Raw genomic sequence first — 23669 nt, 5'->3', positions numbered from 1 at the left:
GCGGTACGTGAGCGAGAGCAGTGCGGGGGGCGTCGCGAGGGCCGCCACGAAGGCCGTCGCCTCTGCCGCGGAGACGGCGGGCGGCTGGCGTCGGGTGACCGGCATCGCCGGCGCGGCGATAGGCGTGGTGGCGGCGGGCGCCGCCGCCGGGGTCGCCATCGAACGGATGACCGTCGGCCGCGGCATACGCCGCAAGGCCCGGCTCGCCCTGGACTCCGTGGGCCCCTACGGCGCCCTGCGCGGCACACCGGGCAAGGCACTCGCCGACGACGGCACCGAGCTGCACTACGAGGTCGACGACATCGACCCCGACGCCACCGCGAACCTCGGCCCGCGCCGCCGGCGGCTCTTCGGCCGCAAGGCACCCGCCCCCGTCACCGTCGTCTTCAGCCACGGCTACTGCCTCAACCAGGACTCCTGGCACTTCCAGCGCGCCGCCCTGCGCGGAGTCGTCCGCACCGTCCACTGGGACCAGCGCAGCCACGGCCGGTCCGCCCGGGGGCTCTCCCAGAGCCGCGACGGCGTGGAACTGACCATCGACCAGCTCGGCCGCGACCTGAAGGCCGTCATCGACGCCGCCGCGCCCGAGGGGCCCCTCGTGCTCGTCGGGCACTCCATGGGCGGCATGACGATGATGGCGCTGGCCTCCCAGTACCCCGAGCTGATCCGCGAGCGGGTCGTCGCCACCGCCTTCGTCGGCACCTCCTCCGGACGCCTCGGCGAGGTCAACTTCGGACTGCCCGTGGCCGGCGTCAACGCGGTGCGCCGGGTGCTCCCCGGCGTGCTCAAGGCGCTCGGGCAGCGCGCCGAGCTGGTGGAGAGAGGGCGGCGGGCCACCGCGGACCTGTTCGCCGGCGTCATCAAGCGGTACTCGTTCGCCGGCCGGGACGTCGACCCGGCGGTCGCCCGGTTCGCCGAGCGCATGATCGAGAGCACACCGATCGACGTGGTCGCCGAGTTCTACCCGGCCTTCACCGACCACGACAAGACGGAGGCGCTCGCCCTCTTCGCGGACATGCCGGTGCTGGTCCTGGCCGGGGTGCAGGACCTGGTCACGCCCAGCGAGCACAGCGAGGCCATCGCCGGTCTGCTTCCCGAGGCGGAGCTGGTGCTGGTCCCGGACGCCGGGCACCTGGTGATCCTGGAGCACCCGGAGGTCGTCACGGACCGCCTCGCCGACCTGCTCGCCCGCGCGGGCGCGGTCCCGGCAGGCACTAACGTTGACGGTTATGGAAGCACCAGCAGCACGGCACACCCCTGACCCCGGGTCCGTCGAGATCACCGTCAACGCCCCCGAGCAGATGCGCGAGCTGGGCCGCCGACTGGCCAAGCTGCTGCGCGCGGGCGACCTCGTGATGCTCAGCGGGGAGCTCGGCGCGGGCAAGACCACGCTGACCCGCGGCCTCGGCGAGGGGCTCGGCGTGCGCGGCGCCGTCACCTCCCCGACCTTCGTGATCGCCCGGGTGCATCCCTCCCTGGGCGACGGCCCGCCGCTCGTGCACGCCGACGCCTACCGCCTGTCCGGCGGGCTCGACGAGATGGAGGACCTCGACCTCGACGTGTCGCTGCCGGAGTCGGTGGTCGTCGTGGAGTGGGGCGAGGGCAAGGTCGAGGAGCTGACCGACGAGCGGCTCCAGGTCCTGATCCACCGGGCCGTCGGCACTGCGTCTTCCCGGGGGGAGACCCCCGGACCCCTGGGCACGGACGAGGTGCGGCACGTGACGGTGACGGGCATCGGGGACCGGTGGTCCGCCGTCGACCTGGGCGTTCTGACCGCCTGAGCGCCGGCCGAACTTTCCGACAGGACGTCGGCAAATTCTTGCGCAGGGTGCTCCGGGCGTGGTCACATGGTGTTCAGCCCGTGGTTAGGCGCGCCTAACCACGTCCGCCCCCGGCCCCAGGAGGCGTCCATGTCGGCCATGGAGAACAACGAACAGCGGCAGCGGCACCAGCCGGGGCCGCGGCCGTACACGGTGGGCGGTGTGTCCATGCACGACCTGCTGGCCTCCTGCGCCGCCGCCGAAGCGGTCTCCCGCCCGCCACGCGCCCCGGAGCCCTCGGACCCCCGTACCGCGGAGGAGACCCGCGAAGCGGCGTAACCCGATCGGCTGAGTTCCGGACGAACGGCGCCGGTGGCGGCGTGCCCGCGGACGGTGGGCACTCACGGAAGGCCCCCTCCGGTGACCGGCCGCCTCAGCGGATGACGACGACCTTCTGGCCGATCGTCGCGAACATCCACATCGTCTCGCCGTCCGCGCGGGACTCCCGGATGCCGCCGGTCCTGATCGCCGGGTTGGGCGTGGGCCAGGAGCCGTCCACCGCCGCGCTGAAGCCGATGACCGCCCCGTCCGTGCTGGTGAAGCGCACCACGTGCTCGACGGGGACGCCGTCGGTCCCGGTGATCGCCTTCGAACGGGACACGACCGCGTAGGTCCCCGGCGCCGGGTGGACGTTGCCGGGGCTGACCCTGAAGGTGTTCTGGACCGTCCCGTCCGCGCCGACCAGCCACACCCGGTCGTCGTCCAGCGAGTACACGACCCGCTCGCCCGTTCCCGAGCCCTTGGGCAGAGCGTTCGGGCGCCGCATGTCGCGGGGTGCCTTGGAGGCGCTCGCCGCGTGCGTAGCCTTCGGACCGGGCCGGCCGCTCAGGTTCCGCGGCACGGTCGCCTGCGCCTGGTAGGCGAGGAAGCCGACCGTGAGGACGGCCGCGGCGGTGAGCCCGGCCACGAACCCCGAACTGCTCCGTGCCACGGTCGTCCACCTCCGCATCGGTCGTACCAGCCGTCCCGCGGCGACCGTAGCAGCCGAGATCCGCCCGACCCGGGCGGCCGTGCCGGAGGCGCGGGAGCCGTAGGCTGTTTGCGTGCTCTTGCTCGCTCTGGATACCGCCACCCCCGCCGTCACCGTCGCCCTGCACGACGGCACGGCCGTCATCGCCTCCTCCAGCCAGGTGGACGCGCGCCGGCACGGAGAGCTCCTGCTGCCGGCCGTCGACCGGGTGCTCGCCGAGGCCGGGCTCAAGCTGGACGCCGTCACGGGCGTCGTCGTCGGCATCGGACCCGGCCCGTACACCGGCCTGCGCGTCGGCCTGATGACCGCCGACACCCTCGGACTCGCCCTCGGCGTGCCCGTGCACGGCCTGTGCACGCTCGACGGCCTCGCCTACGCGGCCGACGTCCCCGGCCCCTTCGTCGTGGCGACCGACGCCCGCCGCAAGGAGGTCTACTGGGCCCGCTACGCCGACTCGCGCACCCGGGTCACCGACCCGGCCGTGGACCGGCCCGCCGACATCGCCGACCAGGTCAGCGGCCTGCCCGCGGTCGGCGCGGGCGCGCTGCTCTACCCCGGGACCTTCCCGCAGGCGCACGAGCCCGAGCACGTGTCGGCCGCCGCCCTCGCCTCACTGGCCGCCGAGCGGCTGGCCGCCGGGGAGGAGCTGCCCGCGCCCCGGCCGCTGTACCTGCGCAGGCCGGACGCCCAGGTGCCCAAGAACTACAAGGTGGTCACCCCGAAGTGACGGGACAGACGACGACCGGGTCCGCCCGGTGCGCGCTGCGCGAGATGCGCTGGTGGGACATCGACCCGGTGCTGGAACTGGAGAAGGACCTGTTCCCCGAGGACGCGTGGTCCCGGGGCATGTTCTGGTCCGAGCTGGCGCACTCCAGGGGCCCGGAGGCGACCCGGCGCTACCTGGTGGCCGAGGAGGACGGCCGGCTCGTGGGGTACGCCGGGCTGGTCGCCTCCGGCGGGCAGGGTGACGTGCAGACCATCGCCGTCGCCCGCGACCACTGGGGCACCGGACTCGGCTCCCGGCTGCTGACCGAGCTGCTGCGGGCCGCGACCGCCTTCGAGTGCACGGAGGTGATGCTCGAGTGCCGCGTGGACAACGTCCGCGCGCAGAAGCTCTACGAGCGCTTCGGCTTCGAGCCCATCGGCTTCCGGCGCGGCTACTACCAGCCGGGGAACGTGGACGCCGTGGTGATGCGCCTGTCCGACCCGGCAACCTCCGTCAACGGTGTACAAGGAACCGAGATCCATGACTGACTTGAGGGACGAGCCGCTCGTCCTCGGCATCGAGACCTCCTGCGACGAGACCGGCGTCGGCATCGTCCGCGGCACCACCCTGCTGGCCGACGCGGTGGCCTCCAGCGTCGACGAGCACGCCCGGTTCGGCGGGGTCGTCCCGGAGGTGGCCTCCCGGGCCCACCTGGAGGCGATGGTCCCGACCATCGAGCGCGCGCTGAAGGAGGCGGGGGTCAGCGCCCGGGACCTGGACGGCATCGCGGTCACCGCGGGCCCCGGTCTGGCCGGCGCCCTGCTCGTCGGTGTCTCGGCGGCCAAGACGTACGCCTACGCCCTGGGAAAGCCGCTGTACGGCGTCAACCACCTCGCCTCGCACATCTGCGTGGACCAGCTGGAGCACGGCCCGCTCCCGGAGCCCACGATGGCGCTGCTGGTGTCCGGCGGGCACTCCTCGCTGCTGCTGTCCACGGACATCACCTCGGACGTGCGGCCCATGGGCGCGACGATCGACGACGCGGCGGGCGAGGCCTTCGACAAGATCGCGCGCGTACTGGACCTGGGCTTCCCCGGCGGGCCGGTCATCGACCGGTACGCGAGGGAGGGCGACCCGGCGGCGATCGCCTTCCCGCGCGGGCTGACGGGTCCGCGCGACCCCGCCTACGACTTCTCCTTCTCCGGCCTGAAGACGGCGGTGGCCCGCTGGATCGAGGCCAAGCGGGCGGCCGGGGAGGACGTGCCGGTGCGTGACGTGGCCGCGTCCTTCCAGGAGGCGGTGGTGGACGTGCTGACCCGCAAGGCCGTACGGGCCTGCAAGGACGAGGGCGTCGACCATCTGATGATCGGCGGCGGCGTGGCCGCGAACTCGCGGCTGCGGGCGCTGGCGCAGGAGCGGTGCGAGGCGGCCGGGATCCGTCTGCGGGTGCCCCGGCCCAAGCTGTGCACGGACAACGGCGCGATGGTCGCTGCGCTCGGCGCCGAGATGGTCTCGCGGGGGCGCGCGGCCTCCAGCTGGGACCTGTCGGCGGACTCGTCCCTGCCGGTGACGGATCCCCATGTGCCGGGCACCGGGCACACCCACGACCATGTGCACGAGGTCAGCAAGGAGAACCTGTACCCGTGACGGTGGCGCTGATGTGGGAGGCGCGGGCGGTCGCGGGCCGGGGGGAGGAACTGCTCACCTGGGCGCGGCGGCAGGAACTCGGCGGGCGGCCGCTGCGGCGGGAGACCTTCCGCGCCCCGCAGGACCGGGTGCTCGTGATCACCTGGTGGGACGCGGAGTTCACCGCGGAGCTTCCGGAACTCCCCGAGCCGTCGGGGGACTTGGTCACGCGGGCCGTGCATCGGTGGCGGTTCGAGTCGGTGGGGGACGGCCAGGACGGCTGATTGGCCTCCGGCCCCTCCGGTGGTCTATGATCATCACACGCAAGCGGCCAACTGAGGTTCGCGAGCAGTGCGTTGGTGGTCCAAGGAAAGACGTCCCGCTTCCTGCGGGGAGATGCAGGTGCAAGGCCTGCCCGGCGCTCGACGAAACCCCGCCCCCGGTGTAACCGGGGGCGGGTTTTTGTTTTTGGGGCTCCGGCCCAAACCCCGCTTTCCCACCCTCCCGCCCGTCTCGGTGAGTTGAGTGGTTCGAGCCCGACCCATGGGGCTCCGCTTTTCGGGGCTCCGCCCCGAGCCCGGCCGGGGCTCTGCCCCCGCGCCCCCGCTTCCCTCTCGCCCGTCTCGGTAGGCGCCGGGTGGGCTGGTTTTCAGCCCGTCCGGCGTTTGAGGACGAGGCCGTTCGGGCCGAAGCGGGGGGCCGGGGGCGGTAGGCCCCGGGGTGGGTCAGGGCGTCGGCGAGACTTCTGTCTCGCAGTGCAGGCGGCGCTCCGTGCCGACCTCCCGGACCTGGCCCGTCAGGGTCAGGCGGGCCGTGTGGCGGACGTCCGACGACGAGGCGGCCAGGCGGATTTCCAGGGCGCCCGGTTCGACCACGCGCCGGCCCGTGCGGTCGGTGAACGCGGACAGGTCCGCGTGGAAGCGGAACGTGACCCGGCGGGACTCGCCGGGCTCCAGCTCCAGCCGCCGGTAGCCGATCAGGCGGACGTCCGGGCGGGTCACCGACGCCACCGGGTCGTGCAGGTACAGCTGCACGACCTCCGCGCCGGCCCGGTCACCGGCGTTGCGCACGGTCACGGAGACGTCGTACGAGCCGTCCGTGCCGATCTCCGCGCCGGTCCCGATGACATCGTTGCCCTGGAAGTCCGACCACTCGAACGCCGTGTAGGACCCCCCGTGCCCGAACGGGTACAGCGGGGTCGGGTCCAGGCTGCTCACCTCGCCCGCCAGGCCCAGCGGCGGCTGGAGGTACGTCCACGGCTGGCCGCCGGGCCCGCGCGGCACGCTCACCGGCAGCCGGCCCGAGGGGTTCACGCGGCCCGACAGGACGCCCGCGACCGCCGGGCCGCCCTCCTCGCCCGGGAAGAACGCCTGCACGGCCGCGCCGAGCCGGCCGTCCCAGCGGCCGAGCGCGTAGGGGCGGCCGGTGAGCAGGACGAGGACGACGGGGACACCCGTCTCCACCAGCGCGTCGAGCAGGGCGCCCTGGACGCCGGGCAGCGAGAGGTCCGCCACGTCGCAGCCCTCGCCCGACGTGCCCCGGCCGAACAGGCCCGAGCGGTCGCCTAGGACGGCCACGCACACGTCGGCCTCCCGCGCCCGGGCGACCGCCTCCTCGAAGCCGGAGACGTCGGGTTCCAGGACGTCGCAGCCCTCCGTGAACGTCACCTTCGCGTCGGGCAGTTCGCCGCGCAGGGCGTCCAGCAGGGTGGGGATCTCGATGCCCATGGGCACCTCGGGGTGCTGGGTGCCCACGTGCGAGGGGAAGGAGTAGCAGCCGAGCATCGCCAGGGCGTCCGCCGCCCGGGGGCCGACGACCGCGATCCGGGTGTCGGGGGAGAGCGGCAGCACCCCGTCCGGGTTGGCCAGCAGCACCACCGACTCCTCGGCCACCCGGCGGGCCACGGCCCGGTTCTCCGCCGAGTCCAGGTCGATCGACTCGGCGGGGGTGTCCGCGGCCCAGTCCTCGTCCAGCAGGCCCAGTTCGCACTTCTGGAGCAGGACACGGCGGGCGGCGCGCTCCACCAGGGACTCCGCGACGGTGCCGTCCTGGACCGCCGCGACCAGTTCCTTGCCGTAGCACTTGAGCGTCGGCAGTTCGACGTCGATCCCGGCGGTCAGGGCCAGGTGCGCCGACTCGGCGGGAGTGCCGGCGACCCGGTGCAGGGTCCGCAGGAAGTCGATGGCGAAGTAGTCGGCGACCACGGTGCCGGTGAAACCCCACTGCTCACGCAGGAGTCCGGTGAGCAGCCGCGGGTCCGCGGAGGCCGGTACGCCGTCCGTCTCCGTGTACGCGGCCATCACCGAGCGCGCGCCGCCCTCGCGCAGCGCCATCTCGAACGGCGGGAGGGTGACGTCGGCGAACTCCCGGGTGCCGGCCCGCACCGGGGCCAGGTTGCGGGCGCCCGTCGAGGAGGCGTACCCGGCGAAGTGCTTCAGCGTGGACACGATCCCCGCCGACTCCAGGCCCCGCACGTACGCGCTGCCGATCGTGCCGACCAGGTACGGGTCCTCGCCGACGGTCTCCTCGACCCGGCCCCAGCGCGGGTCGCGGACCACGTCCAGGACGGGCGCGAGGCCCTGGTGCACGCCCACCGAGCGCATGTCCCGCCCGATGCGGCCGGCCATCTCCTCCACCAGCTCCGGATCGAACGTGGCACCCCACGCCAGCGGGACCGGATAGGCGGTCGCACCCCAGGCGGTGAAGCCGGCCAGGCACTCCTCGTGCGCGACCGCGGGAATGCCGAAGCGGCCGGCCTCGGCGATCCTGCGCTGGGCGCGGGCCAGTGCCTGCGCGCCCAGCGCAGGGTCCACGGGGGCGGTGCCGAAGGAGCGGGTGAGCTGGCCGAGCCCGAGGGTGATCAGCTCGTCCCAGTCGTAGTCCGTGTTCATCTGCTGCTGGTGCGGAGCGACGCCGTCGCCGTCCGTCGCGGCGCCCACCCACACGCCGTAGAGCTGGGCGACCTTCTCCGCGAGGGTCATCCGGGAGAGCAGGTCGTCGACGCGGGCGGCGGCGGACAGGGCGGGGTCGCGCCAGGGGGCGGTGGTCATGAAACTCCTGTCGGGTCTGTCACTGAGGGGGGAATCGGCTGCCGCCGGTCGGTCCGGGTCACTTGCCGCCCACTCCCATCAGGCCGCCCACGAGGGCGCGCCGGGCCACCAGGTAGACGGCGAAGATCGGGATGCCGGAGAGGACGACGGAGGCGAGCAGCGCGGGGATGTTCACGCCGAACTCACTGACGTAGTTGAACAGTCCGAGGGTGAGCACGCGCGGGCCGTCGGACTGGGTGAAGATCAACGGGAAGAGGAAGCCGTTCCAGGCCTGGAGGGCGGAGTAGACGACGACCGTGCTGATGCCGCCCTTGGCCATCGGGATGACCAGTTGGAACAGCATCCTGGTGGGGGAGGCGCCGTCCAGCGCCATCGCCTCGTAGAGCTCCTCGGAGATGTCCCGCAGGGTGCCGGTGAGGATGAGCGTCGAGACGGGCATCGCGAACGCCGCCGTCGGCAGGATGACCGCGAGCAGACTGTCGTAGAGTTCCAGCTTGGCGATCATCAGGTAGAGCGGGACGACGACCGCCTGGGCCGGGATCGCGACCCCGAGCAGGAACATGCGGAAGGCCGCGCCCGACCAGAAGCTGCGGGTGCGGACGGCGACGTAGGCGAGCGGGACGCACAGGACGAGGACGATGGCCACCACCGCCGCCGCGACGGTGATCGTGTTGGCGAGGAGATGGCCGAAGCCGTTGTGCAGGACGGTGTTGTAGTTCTCCAGGGTCGGGTGCCTGGGCGGGTCGAGGGCGCTGCCGCCCAGGCTCTCGTCCTGGTGGGTCAGCGACGTCGTGATCATCGCGTAGATCGGGACGATCACGACGATCAGCCAGATCACCGAGCCGAGGCCGGCCAGCGGGTTCGGGCGTTTGGTCCAGTGGCGCCGGCGGTGCGCCGGGGCCGTCCTCACCCCCGCCTCGGAGGCGTCCAGCGGACGGCGTGGCAGCGTATCGTGTGACACCTCGTCACATTCCTTCCCTGGTGCTGCGCATGGCGCCGAAGCCGGTCAGCCGGACCAGCAGCAGCGACAGCGCGGTGGCGGCCACGACGAGGAAGGACGCGATCGCGCTCGCGTAGCCGAAGTCGTAGCTCTTGAAGCCCGCCTCGTACATCAGGTACGGCAGGATCGCGGTGTCCGTCCCGGGGCCGCCCTGGGTCAGGATCAGGACGGTCTCGAAGTACGTGAGCGAGCCGACGATCATCAGCACGCTGGACGTGGTCGCCGTGTTGCGCAACTGGGGCAGGGTGATCGAGAAGAACTGGCGGTAGCGGCCGGCGCCGTCGATGGCCGCGGCCTGGTAGAGGACCTCGGGGATCTGCCGTGCCCCGCCCTGGTAGATCAGGGTGTGGAAGGGGATGAACTGCCAGCCGCCGACGAAGACGATCGCGAGGAAGGCGCCGGACGTCGAGCCGAACGTGTCCGCGTGGATGATGCCGAAGTTCGGGTTGAGCAGGGAGTAGAACAGCAGCGCGATCGCCGTCGAGGACAGCAGGAACGGCGTGAAGAAGATCGCCGACAGTACCGCCCGGTTGCGCTGCCTGCCCGCCGCCCACACGCCCAGCAGCAGCGAGATCACGGTCTGGAAGGTCCAGCTCACGACGGTGAGCAGCACGGTCACCGTCAGGGACTGGGTCAGGCGCGGGTCGTGCAGCAGCTTCTGCCAGTTGGCCAGGCCCACCGGTTCGGGGTCGCCGAGGCCGTTCCACTTGGTGAACGACAGGTAGAGGGCCAGGGCCATCGGCGCGATGGCGAAGAAGGCGAAGAACAGAACGCCGGGCAGGGCCCAGGCGGCGTGCGGGCGACCGGCCCGCACGCCCTGCCCGGGCCTGCCCTTCGTTCCGGTGGAGACCGTCGAACTCACTTCAGCCCCTGGAGCGCGGATACGAACTGGTTCGGGCTCGACTTGCCCACGAACAGCTTGTTGATCTCGGTGAGCATCGGCGTGGCCCAGTTCGGGTCGACCGCCTGGTCCCAGCTCAGGGTGAACGCGGGCGCCTGCTGCACCATCTCGTACTGGAACTTGGCGAACTCGGGGTTGGGGGAGGCGTCCAGCAGCGTGGCCGCGTTGGACGTGGTCGGGATGTCGCCGTTGGCGATCAGCGCCTTGGCGTACTCCTCGGAGGCGCACGTCCGCAGGAAGGCGATCGCCGCGTCCTTGTTGGACGTACGGGAGTTCACCGACCAGTAGTTGGTGGGGTTGCCGACGACGTTGCGGATGTCGCCGGCGCCGCCCTCGTACTGGGGGAACGCGAACCAGCCCAGGTTCTTCTTGGCGAAGTCCGGGAAGACGCCGAGCTGCGTGGAGTACTCCCACGAGCCCATCAGGTGCATGGCCGCCTTGCCCTTGGCGAAGACCGCCGGCGCGCCGTGGTCGTTGTACGCCACCGAGCTGAAGCCCTTGCCGAAGGCGCCGTCGTCGATGAGCTGCTTGACCGTCTGGGCGGCCTTGAGGACGGCCGGGTCGCCCCAGCCGGAGGCGTCGCCGTTCCTGATCTTGTCGAAGACGCCGGGGCCGCCGATGCGGTCGACCAGGTACTCCAGCCACATCAGTTCCGGCCAGACGTCGGCACCGCCGAGCGCGAACGGGGTGACGCCCGCCTTCTTCAGCTTGGCGTTGATGTCGAGCAACTGGTTCCAGGTGGTGGGCGGCTGGAGGTTGTGCTCGGCGAAGACGGTCTTGTTGTAGAAGACCATCACCGGCTGCATGCCGCGCATCGGTATGCCGTAGTTGCGGCCGCCCACGGAGCCGGCCGTGATGATCGAGGGCAGGAAGCCGCTCTTGAGGACCGGGTCGGACTCGATGATGTCGGTGAGGTCGACGAGCTGGTTGGCCTCCTTGTACGCCTTGATGGAGCCGCCGCCCCAGTTGAAGAAGATGTCCGGGGCGTTGGGCGAGCCCATCGCCGTGCGGAGCTTGGCCGGGTAGTCCGAGGCCGGCACCTTCTCCAGGTTGATTCTGCCCTTCGCCTTCTTGGCCTCGGCGGAGGCGTTGAACCGCTTGACGGCGGCGTTCTGCACCTTCACCGCGTCGTCGCCGTACACCATCGCCGTGAGGGTGTCGCCCGAGCCGCCGGATCCGCTGCCGGAGCCGCAGGCGGTCAGTCCGGCGGCCGAGATGAGGGTGGTGGCGCCGGCGCCGAGAAACCAGCGCCTGCTGTAGGACTCCATGTGACGGCACCTCTCACGAATGTCGTGTTCCGATTGTTCGTCTGGCCGAACTCGACTGGTCGAATGTTTCGTATGACCCTTCGAATGTTCCGGGAACCTAAAGCGGTCGAGGGGGTTCGTCAAGAGGTCGCGCAGAGATACGATCGCGACCATGAAGCCGACGAAGACCGCAGGAACGCAGACCGCCACGCTCGCCGAGATCGCCCGCGAGGCCGGCGTGTCGGCTCCGACTGTTTCGAAGGTTCTCAACGGTCGTGCCGATGTCGCCCCGACCACGCGTTCCCGGGTCGAGGAGCTGCTGCGGGCGCACGGCTACCGGCGCAGGCGGGCGGAGGCGACCCGCTCGCCGCTGATCGACGTGGTCTTCCACGAGCTGGAGAGCGCCTGGGCGATGGAGGTCATCCGGGGCGTGGAGAACGTGGCGCGGGACGCGGGGCTGAGCGTCGTGCTCTCCGAGAGCGCGGGCCGGCTCACTCCCGGGCGGACCTGGGCCGACCAGGTCGCCGCCCGCCGGCCGCACGGCGTGGTCCTGGTGCTGTCCGGGCTCGACGAGTCCCAGCGGGCGCTGCTGACCAGCCGCTCCATCCCGTTCGTGGTGATGGACCCGGCGGGCGATCCGGGCGCCGACGTGCCCTCGATCGGCGCCACCAACTGGCAGGGCGGGCTGGCCGCCACCCGGCATCTGGTGGAGCTCGGGCACACCCGCATCGGCGCCATCAGCGGGCCCTCCCGGATGATGTGCAGCCGCGCCCGCGTCGACGGCTACCGGGCCGCCCTGGAGACGGCCGGGCTGCCGGTGGACCCGTCGCTGATCGTGACCGGCGACTTCCACCACGAGGCCGGCTACCGGCTCGGTCTGAGGCTGCTGCGCCGCGAGGACCGGCCGACCGCCGTCTTCGCGGGCAACGACCTCCAGGCGCTCGGCGTGTACGAGGCGGCGCGCGAGCTCGGCCTGCGCGTCCCGGAGGACCTGAGCGTGGTCGGCTTCGACGATCTGCCGGTGGCGCGCTGGGTCGGGCCGCCGCTGACGACCGTGCGCCAGCCGCTGACGGAGATGGCCGAGGCGGCGGCGAAGCTGGTCCTCGACCTCGGGCGCGAGGAGGACGCGCCGGTGGCGACCCGGGTGGAGCTGGCCACGAGTCTGGTGGTGCGCAGCAGCACGGCGGCGCCCGCGAAGTGAAGCCCAAGTGCCCATAGGTTCCGGGAAGATGAGATTTTCCGAAGAAATCGGTCATGGGCGCCTCCCCCTGTCGGGTCCCGCGTGAGTCGGACGTATGTTCCTCCCCGTGAGGGGACACAACAGGGGACATGACAGCGGCCAGGGCGACAACGACAGCGACAGCGGGGACGCGGGCAAAGGCCCCGGCCGGCGGTCACGGGCCCTGAAGGCCGTGGGACTCGGCCTGACGGGTGTCCTGGCGCTGGGCGTCGCGGCGGCGGGCGTCGCGTACTGGCACCTGAACCAGAACATCAAGGGCGTCGACATCAACAGCGCGCTCGGGGACGACCGCCCGCCCAGACCGCTCAGCGCGCCGTCGGCGAACACGGCCGATCTGCCCAGCGGGGCCCTCAACATCCTGGTCCTCGGCTCGGACTCGCGCAGCGGCGCGCAGAACAAGGAACTCGGCGGCGGCGACAGCGAGGGCGCCCGCTCCGACACCGCGATGGTCGTGCACATCGACGCGGGCCGGACCTCGGCCACAGTGGTGAGCATCCCGCGCGACACGCTGGTGACCCGCCCGTCCTGCCCGCTGGAGTCCGGCGGGCACACGGCGGTGGCCGACTACGCCATGTTCAACAGCGCGTACTCGGTGGGCGGTCCGGTGTGCGCGGTCAAGACGGTCGAGTCGCTCACCGGCATCCGCATGGACCACTACGTCGAGATCGACTTCTCCGGCTTCGCGAAGCTGGTGGACGCGATGGGCGGGGTCACCGTCACCACCGAGCTGGACATCGACGACGACAAGAGTCATCTGCACCTGAAGGCCGGCACCCACCATCTGGACGGCACCGACGCCCTCGCCCTGGCCCGCACCCGGTACGGCGTGGGCGACGGCAGCGACCTGGGCCGCATAGGCCTCCAGCAGACGCTGGTCAAGGCGCTGCTGGAACAGGTGTCCGACTCCGGCCTGCTGAACGACCCCGCCGGGCTCTACCGGGTCGCCGACGCGGTGACCGGCAGCCTGACCACCGACACCGGCCTGGACTCGCTGGGCGAGCTGACGACCCTCGGCGAGAGCCTGCGCGGCCTGTCGGCGCAGGACGTGAAGACGGTGACCATGCCGGTGGTGACGGCCCCGTGGAACCCCAACCGGGTGGTGGCGCAGGAACCGGACGCGGCGGACCTGTGGGCGTCGCTGCGGTGACCGTGACCGTTGGCCACGGACCCCTCTGACCTGCTGAAACGCCCTTCGGGAAAAATCTCCGAAGAAATTCCGGGGAGTGTGTCGATTCCGCCGGCTCCTGTTCGACGTACGCGGTGAGAGGCGGGGAGAGGCCCCGCCGGCCGACCGAGGAGTCACCGATGCCGCGTTACCTGTCGCTTGTGAAGATCGACGAGAACACCGTGCCCGCCGAGGGGCCCAGCCCCGAGCTGATGCAGCGGATGGGGGAACTGATCGAGGAGGTCACCAAGGCGGGAGTGATGCTGGACACCGCCGGGCTGATGCCGTCCGCGCACGGCAGCCGGGTGCACTGGGAGGGCGGGCGGATCTCCGTCACCGACGGGCCCTTCACGGAGTCGAAGGAGGTCGTCGGCGGCTACGCGCTCATGCAGTGCAAGGACATGGCGGAGGCCGTCGAGTGGGCCAAGCGGTTCCTCCAGGTGCACGAGGAGTTCTGGACGGTGACCTGCGAGGTGCGCGAGATCACCGAGGGCTGAGTGCTCCTTGGCCCAGGGCCGCCGGGGGTGTTCGATGGTGTGTTGTGGAACAGCGGCACGCCCCCACCGAACCCCCCGGCGCCCCGGAGGCGGACCTCGAGACCGTCTTCCGGCTGGAGTCGCCGCGGGTCGTCGCGGCCGTCGCCCGGATCGTGCGGGACGTCGGCATCGCCGAGGAGCTGACGCAGGACGCAATGGTCGCCGCGCTGGAGCAGTGGCCCCGGGACGGGCTGCCGGCCAACCCCGGCGCCTGGCTGATGACCACCGCCCGGCGCCGGGCCGTCGACCTGGTGCGCCGCCGGGAGCGGTACGCGCGCAAGCTCCAGGAGATCGGCCGGAACCTGGAGACGGTCCCGCCGCCCGAGGAGCCCCCGGCCCCGGACGACATCGACGACGACCTGCTGCGCCTGGTCTTCACCACCTGCCACCCCGTGCTGTCCGCCGAGGCGCGCACCGCCCTCACCCTGCGGCTGCTCGGCGGCCTGACGACGGCCGAGATCGCCCGCGCCTTCCTCGTGCCCGAGCCGACGGTCGCCCAGCGGATCGTGCGCGCCAAACGCCTCCTGGCCGAGCGGAACGTCGCCTTCGAGGTGCCGTACGGCCCCGAGCGCGAGGCCCGGCTCGGCTCGGTCCTCGGCGTCATCTACCTGATCTTCAACGAGGGGTACGCCGCGACGGCCGGCGACGACTGGCTGCGCCCGGGGCTGTGCGAGGACGCGCTGCGCCTGGCCCGGCTGCTGGCCGGCCTGATGCCGAAGGAACCCGAGGCGCACGCCCTGGTGGCCCTGCTGGAGTTCCAGGCCTCCCGCGCCGCCGCCCGCACCGGTCCGCACGGTGAACCGGTGCTGCTCAAGGACCAGGACCGCCGTCGCTGGAACCGTATGCTCATCGCCCGTGGTGTTGCCGCGCTGGCCCGCGCCGACACCACCGGGGTCCCCGGTCCGTACGCCCTGCAGGCTGCCATCGCCGCCTGCCACGCGCGCGCGTACACGTATGAGGAGACCGACTGGCCCGCCATCGTCACCCTGTACGGCCTCCTGGCCGCCCGGTCCCCCTCCCCCGTCGTGGAGCTGAACCGAGCCGTCGCCGTCTCGATGGCGGAGGGACCGGCCCCGGCCCTGGAGATCGTCGACGCCCTGGCCGCCGAACCCGCCCTGCGCGCCTACCACTTGCTGCCCAGCGTCCGCGCGGACCTGCTGGCCCGTCTCGGACGCACCGAGGAGGCGCGCGCCGAGTTCGAACGGGCGGCGTCCCTGGCCCGCAACGAGCGGGAGCGGGAGCTGCTGTCGAGGCGGGCCGCCGAGAACGGCTGAGGGAGCCCCGGCGGGGTGGTCGCCGCCTCCCGCGCGCGTCAGCCCGCCGGGTGGCCGATCAGCATGGCCGGCGCCCCGGCGACCCGGGTGAGGAACACCGTCGCCGCGTTCTTCCCGTGCGGCTTCGGCAGGACCCTTCTGCGCAGTTCCTCGGGCTCCACCGCCGAGCCCCGCTTCTTCACGGTCAGCGTGCCCACCTCGCGCTCCCGCAGCAGCGCCTTGAGCTTCTTGACGTTGAAGGGCAGCCGGTCGGTGATCTCGTAGGCGGTGGCGTACGGGGTGGGGCGCAGCTCGTCGGCGGTCACGTACGCGATGGTCGCGTCGATCAGGCCGCCGTCGAGCTGCTGGGCGACCTCGGCGACCAGATGGGAGCGGACGACGGCGCCGTCGGGCTCGTACAGATAGCGGCCCGGGGTGCGGACCGCGGGGTCCGGCAGGCCGCGGCCGCGCAGGGTGCGCGGGCCGGGCAGCAGGGTGGCCCTGATCAGGCCCGGCTCGGTGCCGAACCACAGCACCGCCTCCTTCACGTCCCCGCCGTCGGAGATCCACTCGGCCTCGGCCTGCGGCGGGACCAGCTCGTGCGGGATGCCGGGGGCGATCTTCAGGGCCGCGCGGGGCGCCCGGAGCGCGGCGCCGACGGCCCAGGACAGCGGCGGAGAGTACGCCTCCGGGTCGAAGATGCGCCCGCCCCGACCGCTGCCCCCTCTGCGGGCCGGATCCACGAACACCGCGTCGTACGCCGCCGTGTCGACCTCCGTGACGTCCGCCTCCCGCACCTCGATCAGGTCCGCCAGCCCGAGCGCCTCGGCGTTCGCGCGGGCCGCGGCGGCGGTCAGCGGGTCCCGGTCCACGGCGAGGACCCGGATCCCGGCGCGGGCGAGGGCGACGGCGTCACCGCCGATCCCGCAGCACAGGTCCGCGACCGAGGTCACCCCCGACTCCCGCAGCCGGCCCGCCCGGTAGGCCGCCACGCTCGCCCGCGTCGACTGCTCCACCCCGTTCGGCGTGAAGAACATCCGCCCCGCGTCCTCGGCCCCGAACTTCGCGGCCGCCCGCTGCCGCAGCCGGGCCTGGCCGAGCGCCGCCGACACCAGTGCGGCGGGGTGCTCACGGCGCAGCCGGGTGGCGACGGCGAGTTCGTCGGCGGGCTCGGTGCCGCGCACCTCGTCGAGGAGGGCGCGGCCCTCGGGGGTGAGCAGCGAGGCGAAGGCGTGGAGGTGGTCGTTCACCGGCTCATTGTGGGCCAGTCGGTGGACGGTGTGCCTCCGGCCGCGGTGTCGCCCCGGGTTCCGGGCGGTGGCCTGCGAGGATCCGGCGCCATGAGGCTTGTAGGACAAAACGATAAAAAGAGTCATGAAAGGTTCCCGAGTCGCAGGAACCGGGTCCGCGGCGGGCTCGCGGTCCTCGCCGTCGCCACACTCGCCTCCGGCTGCGCGGAGCCGGCGGCGCAGGTGCGCCCGGCCCCCGGCCAGCCGCGCCACCAGGCGCCCGCCGCCCCCGCCCCCGGCTCCTACGCCGACCGCCTGCAGCCCTCCGCCGCGCAGCGTGCGGCCACCGCCAGGCGCTGGGGCCTGGAGCAGGTCCCGCTGATCCCCCCGAGGCCGCCCACGAGGAAACTCAGGGCCACCGCCCGCGCCGGTTTCGAGGTCAACCACCAGGAGGACTGGAACCTGCCCCCGGTCTTCACCACGGTCCCCACCAAGGACAAGGTCGTCTTCCTCACCATCGACGACGGAGCGGAGAAGGACCCGGAGTTCCTGCGCATGATGCGGGACCTGAAGATCCCGTACACCGCCTTCCTCAGCGACTACCTGATCAAGGACGACTACGACTACTTCCGGAAGATGCAGGCCTCGGGGGTCACCCTCAACAACCACACCCTGCACCATCCCTACCTGCCGGGCCTCTCCTACGAGGAGCAGCGCCGCGAGATCTGCGACACGCAGGACATCATGGAGAAGCAGTTCGGCAAGCGCCCGAGGATGCTCCGCCCGCCCTACGGCAACTACAACCAGGACACCCTGCGCGCCGCCAAGTCCTGCGGCATCGAGTACGCGCCGATCTGGAACGAGGAGGTCTACGTCGACCACTGGGAGTTCCGCGAGGACGACCAGCGGCTGCGCCCCGGCGACATCGTGCTCACCCATTTCCGCGGCCGCGGCGAGTGGAACGGCACGATGGCCGACGACATGCGCCGCTTCCTGAACAAGGTCACGGCCGACGGGTACGCGGTGGCCCGGCTGGAGGACTACCTGTGAGGCTGCGGCCCCTCAGGCCCCGGAACGTGGCGGTGGCTTTGCTCGCCGCCTCCCTGCTGACCGGCTGCGCCACGTCCGTCGACCCCCTCGAACGGCTCGGCCGCAAGGCGGCGCAGGGCGTACGGTCGCCGAGCCCGGCGGCGGCCGACCAGGCCTACCGGCGCTGGGGACTCAGGGCGCCGCTGCCCGCACCGCCGAAGCCGCCGGCCCGCCCGGCGCACCGCGCCGACGCCGCCCCGTCCGGTGGCCTGCCCGAGGTCGTGGACCGCATCGCCACCTCCGATCCGGTCGTCTTCCTCACCTACGACGACGGCGCGGAGAAGGATCCGCGGTTCGTCGACATGGTCCGTGAACTGCGGCTGCCGGTCAGCATGTTCCTCACGGACAGTGTCGTCGGACCGGGGTACGGGCACTTCGCGCACCTGATGTCGGTCGGCGCGGACCTCCAGAACCACACCCTGGACCACCCCTCGCTGCGCGGACTTCCCTACGCGGGCCAGCGCGCCGAGATCTGCGGCCAGCGGGACAAGATCCGCTCCCGCTTCGGCGTCACCCCCCGCCTCTTCCGCCCGCCCTACGGCAGATACGACACGACGACCCTGCGCGCCTCCGCCGACTGCGGGGTCTCGGCGGTCGTCCTGTGGCGCGCCGCCACGACCGACACCGGCCTGCGCTTCAGCCACGGCCCCCACGAGCTGCGCCCCGGCGACATCCTCCTGGTCGCCTCGGACGACGACGACCTCGACGGCCCACCCCTCCGCGACCGCACGACCCGCCTACTCCGCACCATCCAGGAAAAGGGCCTGACGGTAGGCCGCCTGCAGGACTATCTCTGAGGAGAGTCCGGCAAAAACAGCCCGTCCGGCGCTTGAGGACGAGGCCGTTCAGGCCGATCCGGGGGTCTGGGGGCGACAGCCCCCAGGGACGCCCACACACACCCACAGCACCTCGAACACACGTTCACTCAAGAGGCGCCACCCGCCGACGCGCCGCGAGGCAATTGGCACTCCGCTTGACCGAGTGCTAATCCCGGTCATAGTCTCAGGTCTGGCACTCCCCCCTGGAGAGTGCCAACACAGCGACGGGCAGGTCCGGCACCCGCGACGACGGATCGACCTGGTCGCCACCTCAGACAGTTAACCCCGTGAGATCTCCGAAGGGGGAGGTCGGATCGTGACGACCGCCAGCACCAAGGTTGCCATCAAGCCGCTCGAGGACCGCATCGTGGTCCAGCCGCTCGACGCCGAGCAGACCACGGCCTCTGGCCTGGTCATCCCGGACACCGCCAAGGAGAAGCCCCAGGAGGGCGTCGTCCTGGCCGTGGGCCCGGGCCGCTTCGAGGACGGCAACCGTCTTCCGCTCGACGTGAAGGTCGGCGACGTCGTGCTCTACAGCAAGTACGGCGGCACCGAGGTGAAGTACAACAACGAGGAGTACCTCGTCCTCTCGGCTCGCGACGTCCTCGCGATCATCGAGAAGTAGTTCACCCGCTTCTTCACGAAGACGAAGCAATTCTGCTTGAGCTGCGCCCCTGGCCCCCCGCGACCGATAAGAAGCCGGGCGCCCGGGGCGCAGTGTCTTTCCACCAGATTTCGAGAGGGCTCCCGCTGCCATGGCGAAGATCCTGAAGTTCGACGAGGACGCCCGTCGCGCCCTCGAGCGCGGCGTCAACAAGCTTGCCGACACGGTCAAGGTGACGATCGGCCCCAAGGGCCGCAACGTCGTCATCGACAAGAAGTTCGGCGCGCCCACCATCACCAACGACGGCGTCACCATCGCCCGCGAGGTCGAGATCGAGGACCCGTACGAGAACCTCGGCGCCCAGCTGGTGAAGGAGGTGGCGACCAAGACCAACGACATCGCGGGTGACGGCACCACCACCGCCACCGTGCTCGCCCAGGCGCTCGTGCGCGAGGGCCTGAAGAACGTCGCCGCGGGCGCCTCCCCGGCCGCTCTGAAGAAGGGCATCGACGCCGCGGTCAAGGCCGTCTCCGACGAGCTGCACGCCTCGGCCCGCCCGATCGACGAGAAGTCCGACATCGCCGCGGTCGCCGCGCTGTCCGCCCAGGACCAGCAGGTCGGCGAGCTCATCGCCGAGGCGATGGACAAGGTCGGCAAGGACGGCGTCATCACCGTCGAGGAGTCCAACACCTTCGGTCTGGAGCTGGACTTCACCGAGGGCATGGCCTTCGACAAGGGCTACCTGTCCCCGTACTTCGTCACGGACCAGGAGCGTATGGAGGCCGTCCTCGACGACCCGTACATCCTGATCCACCAGGGCAAGATCTCCGCCATCGCGGACCTGCTCCCGCTCCTCGAGAAGATCATCCAGGCCAACGCCTCGAAGCCGCTGCTGATCATCGCCGAGGACGTCGACGGCGAGGCCCTGTCGACCCTGGTCGTCAACAAGATCCGCGGCACGTTCAACGCCGTGGCCGTCAAGGCCCCCGGCTTCGGCGACCGCCGCAAGGCGATGCTCCAGGACATGGCGGTCCTCACCGGCGCCACGGTCATCTCCGAGGAGGTCGGTCTCAAGGTCGACCAGGCCGGTCTTGACGTCCTCGGCTCCGCCCGCCGCGTCACCGTCACCAAGGACGACACCACGATCGTCGACGGCGCCGGCAACAAGGACGACGTGGTGGGCCGCGTCTCCCAGATCAAGGCCGAGATCGAGAACACCGACTCCGACTGGGACCGCGAGAAGCTCCAGGAGCGCCTCGCGAAGCTGGCCGGCGGCGTGTGCGTGATCAAGGTCGGCGCCGCCACCGAGGTGGAGCTGAAGGAGAAGAAGCACCGTCTGGAGGACGCCATCTCCGCGACCCGCGCCGCGGTCGAGGAGGGCATCGTCTCCGGTGGTGGCTCCGCGCTCGTCCACGCCGTGAAGGTCCTGGAGGGCAACCTCGACAAGACCGGCGACGAGGCCACGGGTGTCGCGGTCGTCCGCCGCGCCGCCGTCGAGCCGCTGCGCTGGATCGCCGAGAACGCCGGCCTCGAGGGCTACGTCATCGTCTCCAAGGTGGCGGAGCTGGAGAAGGGCAGCGGCTACAACGCCGCCACCGGCGAGTACGGCGACCTGGTCAAGGCCGGAGTCATCGACCCGGTCAAGGTCACCCGCTCCGCCCTGGAGAACGCCGCCTCCATCGCCTCCCTGCTGCTCACGACCGAGACCCTGGTCGTCGAGAAGAAGGAAGAGGAAGAGCCGGCCGCAGCGGGCCACGGCCACGGCCACGCCCACTGACGCTCCGCTGAACCGAGCCGCGTCACCGGTGCCCGGCACCCCTTCGGGGGCGCCGGGCACCGGCGTTTGGGCTCCTGCCCCCCGGGGTTCCGATGCCGGGTGCGGCCCGACGGTGGTTGCTCGCGCAGTTCCCCGCGCCCCTTACGGCCGGACCAAGGAAGTGGCTCTTACCGGCGCCGAAGGAGCCGTGCAGGTAGGCGGCGTACGACGCGTTCTTCCGTACCGCGCCGCGCACCAGCTTCAGCGCCTTGTCGAACTCCTCCCGGAGTTGCGGGGTGACCACGTACTCCTCGACCCGCCCCGCCGAGCGTCCGGTGAACCCCTGGGACAGCTCGACCTTGAAGTCGCCGGCGTAGACGTCCTCCTTGATGTCGAGTACGTCCCTCAGCGCGACGGTGTTGGCGCCCCTGGTCATCAGCCGCTCCCGCTCCCCACAGCACACGCCCGGCCACCCCCGCGGCCGGGCTTCCTCGGGACCGGGTCGGTGAACCCGTGCCCCATACAACTCCTCCATATCGTGCCGGCTCGGACCGGGGCAATGGGCCGGGGAAGTATGAGTCCACCCGACTGGTACCAGGAACTTGTACCGGTCGAGTGGTACGGTTCTCCTGTACGAGTCGATACGAGCCTGTACGGGGCGGTACGAGTCCGTGCGGAGTCCTGGAGGAGGGGTCCCATGTCCATCACTGCCAGCGAGGCCCGAGCCAGACTTTTCCCGCTGATCCAGCAGGTCAACGACGACCATGAGCCCGTCGAGATCACTTCCAGGGGCGGCAACGCCATACTGATGTCCGCCGACGACTTCCGTTCCTGGCAGGAGACCGTCTATCTGCTGCGTTCGCCGGCCAACGCCGCCCATCTCATGGCAGCCGTCGCCGCGGACAAGGCCGCCGACACCCCGATGATCACCAAGAGCATGGACGAGCTGGAGGCTCTGGCGGAGGACGGTGAGTGAGGGACGTACGGTTCCGTCCCACCGGGTGGGAGGACCTCCTCTACTGGCAGTCCGCCGACAGGAAGCTGTTCCGCAAGCTCGTGCGTCTGATCGGCGAGATCCAGCGCGATCCCTTCACCGGCATCGGCAAACCGGAGCCGTTGAAGGGCGACCTGTCGGGCTACTGGTCACGCCGGATCGACGACGAGCACCGCCTTGTCTACCGGGCCACGGAGAAGGAAGTCGTGATCATCAAGGCCCGGTACCACTACTGACGTCCAGGTGCCCGGTCTTCCGCCAGCTCGGCCGGAGTCCGGCGCCTTTGTCACCACCGGTCAGATCAGCCCCATCTCCTGGCTCAGGGCGGTGAGTTCATCGGTCGCGGCACGCCGAGCGTGCTCGTCCTCCCCTGGGGAGGTGCGCGGTGCCGGTGCGGCCGGAGCCCCGGGGGCCACGACGGCCCAGACCGTCTTGCCGGGGGCGCCGGGCCGCGGGATCGTGCCCCACTCCTTGGCGAGGGAGGCGACGAGGAGGAGCCCCCGGCCGCCGTCCTCCCCGGTTCCGGCGTCCCGTACCGCGGGCAGCCGCTCACCCCGGGCATCGCTCACCTCGACGCGTACACAGCCGCCGCTCTCCCTGCTCGGCCGCAGTTCGGCGTCCCGGCCCGGAACCAGGCCGTGGGTGGCGGCGTTCGCGGCCAGCTCGGCGACGACCAGCTCCACGGCGTCGTGGGCGGGTGCGCCGTAGCCCCACCCCCAGGCGTCCAGCTGGTGGGAGGCGAGACGCCGGGCGAGCCGGGCGCCGCGCGGGGAGGCGGTGTAGCGGAGGGTGAGGACCGGCTGCTCGGCGGCCGGGGGCAGCGGCGGGCGCTGCCGGTCGTGGGTGGTCGTCATGGGTCGAAGATCTCGTGCCCGGACCCGTTGCCACCAGGAACGACGCCCGTACGGCAGGGGTCCGTCGTAGCCGGGCCCGGACGTGTAGGGCCTGTCGGGGCGCCGGGCCGACAGGCGGGCACACGACCGGGAGCAGGGGCCGCTGTGGTCCTCGGGCCTGCAAGATCCGAAACGGCGCAAAATCTCCCTTGTCCGGGCACAACGGCGCATGATGCGGTGAACGCGGCCTGGAGGCAAGGCCCACGAGACCGTGACCCCGCTGACCACGGGGTCATTTCACGAGGGGGACATGTGCGTCTCAACGTTTTCCGCGCGTTATACGCGGCACTGGCCGCCGCCATCACCACGTCGGCTCTGCTGATGCCGGCCGGCTCCGCGTCCGCCGCACCCGATCCGAGCGGAAGGGCCATCGGCGTCGCCGCCGACAGTATCGATGCCACGTGCAAGAGTCACAACCGCAACTACATCGTCCGGAAGTACTACCGCGGGCCCCGGCTCTACACGCTGCGGTGCGGTACCCAAACGTGGGGGTGGAAGCACATCAAGGCGCGCCATGGCTGGAACAACACCATGGACAGGAAGATAAGCACTGCCATCTGGTCCGGGGAGCCCAATGGACGTGGCGGGTTCTCCACCTACCAGAACACCTGCCCGCGCATCGAGAAGTTCCGCACGATCATCGGCACTCCGGCCGGGACCAACGACCTCCTGACCGCCTACAAGGTTGACCAACCCGCCGTCGCATCCGCTGTCGCCAGGTGCTGACGACTGAGTTGGAGCCGCAGTCGTCGCTCAGGGAAGGGGTGAGCTC

26 protein-coding genes are annotated in these 23669 nt (G+C 71.5%); 18 read left to right on the top strand and 8 right to left on the bottom strand.

Annotation, left to right across the window (positions count from 1 at the left end; genetic code table 11):
- The first annotated feature begins 7 nt into the window (after positions 1–7).
- From ACIP4X_RS09475 to ACIP4X_RS09465, 3 genes are all read left to right on the top strand, one after another.
- Positions 8–1261, top strand: a complete 1254-nt coding sequence (locus tag ACIP4X_RS09475) for an alpha/beta hydrolase (RefSeq protein WP_358733919.1) — start codon at positions 8–10, stop codon at positions 1259–1261.
- Positions 1230–1781 (top strand): tRNA (adenosine(37)-N6)-threonylcarbamoyltransferase complex ATPase subunit type 1 TsaE, encoded by a 552-nt coding sequence (tsaE, locus tag ACIP4X_RS09470; RefSeq protein ID WP_358733921.1) that lies wholly within the window; start codon positions 1230–1232, stop codon positions 1779–1781. Before ACIP4X_RS09475 ends, tsaE begins: the two co-directional genes overlap by 32 nt.
- A gap of 129 nt (positions 1782–1910) precedes the next feature.
- Complete coding sequence (locus tag ACIP4X_RS09465) at positions 1911–2099, top strand: hypothetical protein (protein ID WP_358733923.1); 189 nt, start codon at positions 1911–1913, stop codon at positions 2097–2099.
- Between the two features lie 94 nt (positions 2100–2193).
- On the opposite strand, the gene ACIP4X_RS09460 is transcribed toward ACIP4X_RS09465, so the two are convergent.
- Positions 2194–2769 carry a hypothetical protein gene (locus ACIP4X_RS09460; RefSeq protein WP_358733925.1) on the bottom strand — a complete coding sequence of 192 codons (576 nt, stop codon included), beginning with the start codon at positions 2767–2769 and terminating at the stop codon, positions 2194–2196.
- Between the two features lie 94 nt (positions 2770–2863).
- Between ACIP4X_RS09460 and tsaB the strand changes: the two genes are divergently transcribed.
- Genes tsaB through ACIP4X_RS09440 form a run of 4 tightly spaced genes read left to right on the top strand, consistent with a single transcriptional unit; the run spans position 2864 to position 5406 of the window.
- Complete coding sequence (gene tsaB / locus ACIP4X_RS09455; RefSeq protein WP_358733927.1) at positions 2864–3517, top strand: tRNA (adenosine(37)-N6)-threonylcarbamoyltransferase complex dimerization subunit type 1 TsaB; 654 nt, start codon at positions 2864–2866, stop codon at positions 3515–3517.
- A 44-nt stretch (positions 3518–3561) separates the two neighbouring features.
- Positions 3562–4044, top strand: a complete 483-nt coding sequence (gene rimI, locus ACIP4X_RS09450; RefSeq protein ID WP_358734099.1) for a ribosomal protein S18-alanine N-acetyltransferase — start codon at positions 3562–3564, stop codon at positions 4042–4044.
- Positions 4037–5143 carry a tRNA (adenosine(37)-N6)-threonylcarbamoyltransferase complex transferase subunit TsaD gene (gene tsaD, locus ACIP4X_RS09445; RefSeq protein ID WP_358733929.1) on the top strand — a complete coding sequence of 369 codons (1107 nt, stop codon included), beginning with the start codon at positions 4037–4039 and terminating at the stop codon, positions 5141–5143. Before rimI ends, tsaD begins: the two co-directional genes overlap by 8 nt.
- Positions 5140–5406: a hypothetical protein gene (locus ACIP4X_RS09440; RefSeq protein ID WP_358733931.1), complete on the top strand. Its 267-nt coding sequence runs from the start codon at positions 5140–5142 to the stop codon at positions 5404–5406. Before tsaD ends, ACIP4X_RS09440 begins: the two co-directional genes overlap by 4 nt.
- Positions 5407–5847: 441 nt before the next feature.
- Here ACIP4X_RS09440 and ACIP4X_RS09435 read toward each other — a convergent pair whose 3' ends face one another.
- From ACIP4X_RS09435 to ACIP4X_RS09420, 4 genes are read right to left on the bottom strand one after another with little or no spacing between them, the layout of a single operon-like run.
- The gene (locus ACIP4X_RS09435; protein WP_401347569.1) at positions 5848–8172 is read right to left on the bottom strand and encodes a glycoside hydrolase family 3 N-terminal domain-containing protein; all 2325 of its coding nucleotides are present in this window, start codon (positions 8170–8172) and stop codon (positions 5848–5850) included.
- 58 nt (positions 8173–8230) lie between these two features.
- A complete protein-coding gene (locus ACIP4X_RS09430) occupies positions 8231–9133 on the bottom strand; it encodes an ABC transporter permease subunit (protein ID WP_391456047.1) in 903 nt (300 codons plus the stop codon).
- A 4-nt stretch (positions 9134–9137) separates the two neighbouring features.
- Entirely contained in the window at positions 9138–10034 is an 897-nt protein-coding gene (locus ACIP4X_RS09425) for a sugar ABC transporter permease (protein ID WP_358733933.1), read from the bottom strand.
- On the bottom strand, positions 10031–11341 hold the full coding sequence (locus ACIP4X_RS09420) for an extracellular solute-binding protein (RefSeq protein WP_358733934.1): 1311 nt from the start codon (positions 11339–11341) through the stop codon (positions 10031–10033). Before ACIP4X_RS09420 ends, ACIP4X_RS09425 begins: the two co-directional genes overlap by 4 nt.
- A 151-nt stretch (positions 11342–11492) precedes the next feature.
- Here ACIP4X_RS09420 and ACIP4X_RS09415 point away from each other — a divergent pair, with 151 nt between their 5' ends.
- The 4 genes from ACIP4X_RS09415 (at position 11493) to ACIP4X_RS09400 (ending at position 15535) form a co-directional block, all read left to right on the top strand.
- Complete coding sequence (locus tag ACIP4X_RS09415; protein WP_358733935.1) at positions 11493–12521, top strand: LacI family DNA-binding transcriptional regulator; 1029 nt, start codon at positions 11493–11495, stop codon at positions 12519–12521.
- Between the two features lie 94 nt (positions 12522–12615).
- Entirely contained in the window at positions 12616–13707 is a 1092-nt protein-coding gene (locus ACIP4X_RS09410; RefSeq protein ID WP_358733937.1) for an LCP family protein, read from the top strand.
- Positions 13708–13865: 158 nt separating this feature from the next.
- Positions 13866–14222: a YciI family protein gene (locus ACIP4X_RS09405; RefSeq protein ID WP_358733938.1), complete on the top strand. Its 357-nt coding sequence runs from the start codon at positions 13866–13868 to the stop codon at positions 14220–14222.
- Between the two features lie 44 nt (positions 14223–14266).
- The gene (locus tag ACIP4X_RS09400; RefSeq protein ID WP_358733940.1) at positions 14267–15535 is read left to right on the top strand and encodes a sigma-70 family RNA polymerase sigma factor; all 1269 of its coding nucleotides are present in this window, start codon (positions 14267–14269) and stop codon (positions 15533–15535) included.
- Between the two features lie 38 nt (positions 15536–15573).
- On the opposite strand, the gene ACIP4X_RS09395 is transcribed toward ACIP4X_RS09400, so the two are convergent.
- A complete protein-coding gene (locus ACIP4X_RS09395; RefSeq protein WP_391456056.1) occupies positions 15574–16890 on the bottom strand; it encodes a THUMP-like domain-containing protein in 1317 nt (438 codons plus the stop codon).
- Here ACIP4X_RS09395 and ACIP4X_RS09390 point away from each other — a divergent pair.
- The 4 genes from ACIP4X_RS09390 (at position 16855) to groL (ending at position 21031) form a co-directional block, all read left to right on the top strand.
- Entirely contained in the window at positions 16855–17793 is a 939-nt protein-coding gene (locus ACIP4X_RS09390; protein ID WP_391456058.1) for a polysaccharide deacetylase family protein, read from the top strand. The two genes, ACIP4X_RS09395 and ACIP4X_RS09390, sit on opposite strands and share 36 nt — an antisense overlap.
- A gap of 26 nt (positions 17794–17819) precedes the next feature.
- The gene (locus ACIP4X_RS09385) at positions 17820–18629 is read left to right on the top strand and encodes a polysaccharide deacetylase family protein (protein ID WP_391456061.1); all 810 of its coding nucleotides are present in this window, start codon (positions 17820–17822) and stop codon (positions 18627–18629) included.
- Between the two features lie 337 nt (positions 18630–18966).
- On the top strand, positions 18967–19275 hold the full coding sequence (groES, locus tag ACIP4X_RS09380) for a co-chaperone GroES (RefSeq protein WP_100569792.1): 309 nt from the start codon (positions 18967–18969) through the stop codon (positions 19273–19275).
- 130 nt (positions 19276–19405) lie between these two features.
- Positions 19406–21031 carry a chaperonin GroEL gene (gene groL / locus ACIP4X_RS09375; protein WP_358733947.1) on the top strand — a complete coding sequence of 542 codons (1626 nt, stop codon included), beginning with the start codon at positions 19406–19408 and terminating at the stop codon, positions 21029–21031.
- Positions 21032–21053: 22 nt separating this feature from the next.
- Here groL and ACIP4X_RS09370 read toward each other — a convergent pair whose 3' ends face one another.
- Positions 21054–21446, bottom strand: a complete 393-nt coding sequence (locus ACIP4X_RS09370) for a hypothetical protein (protein ID WP_391456065.1) — start codon at positions 21444–21446, stop codon at positions 21054–21056.
- A gap of 261 nt (positions 21447–21707) precedes the next feature.
- Here ACIP4X_RS09370 and ACIP4X_RS09365 point away from each other — a divergent pair, with 261 nt between their 5' ends.
- Both ACIP4X_RS09365 and ACIP4X_RS09360 read left to right on the top strand, forming a co-directional pair.
- Entirely contained in the window at positions 21708–21986 is a 279-nt protein-coding gene (locus ACIP4X_RS09365; protein ID WP_358733949.1) for a type II toxin-antitoxin system Phd/YefM family antitoxin, read from the top strand.
- On the top strand, positions 21983–22240 hold the full coding sequence (locus tag ACIP4X_RS09360; protein ID WP_112469145.1) for a Txe/YoeB family addiction module toxin: 258 nt from the start codon (positions 21983–21985) through the stop codon (positions 22238–22240). The genes ACIP4X_RS09365 and ACIP4X_RS09360 overlap by 4 nt, the downstream gene beginning before the upstream one ends.
- Before the next feature lie 60 nt (positions 22241–22300).
- On the opposite strand, the gene ACIP4X_RS09355 is transcribed toward ACIP4X_RS09360, so the two are convergent.
- A complete protein-coding gene (locus ACIP4X_RS09355; RefSeq protein WP_391456068.1) occupies positions 22301–22858 on the bottom strand; it encodes an ATP-binding protein in 558 nt (185 codons plus the stop codon).
- Between the two features lie 291 nt (positions 22859–23149).
- Between ACIP4X_RS09355 and ACIP4X_RS09350 the strand changes: the two genes are divergently transcribed.
- Positions 23150–23623: a hypothetical protein gene (locus ACIP4X_RS09350; protein WP_401347556.1), complete on the top strand. Its 474-nt coding sequence runs from the start codon at positions 23150–23152 to the stop codon at positions 23621–23623.
- The last annotated feature ends 46 nt before the right edge of the window (positions 23624–23669 follow it).

Source organism: Streptomyces sp. NPDC088817 (assembly GCF_044750345.1).
Taxonomy (GTDB): domain Bacteria; phylum Actinomycetota; class Actinomycetes; order Streptomycetales; family Streptomycetaceae; genus Streptomyces.
Note: the sequence above shows the minus strand (reverse complement) of the source record. Positions and strands in the feature narration are given on the sequence as shown.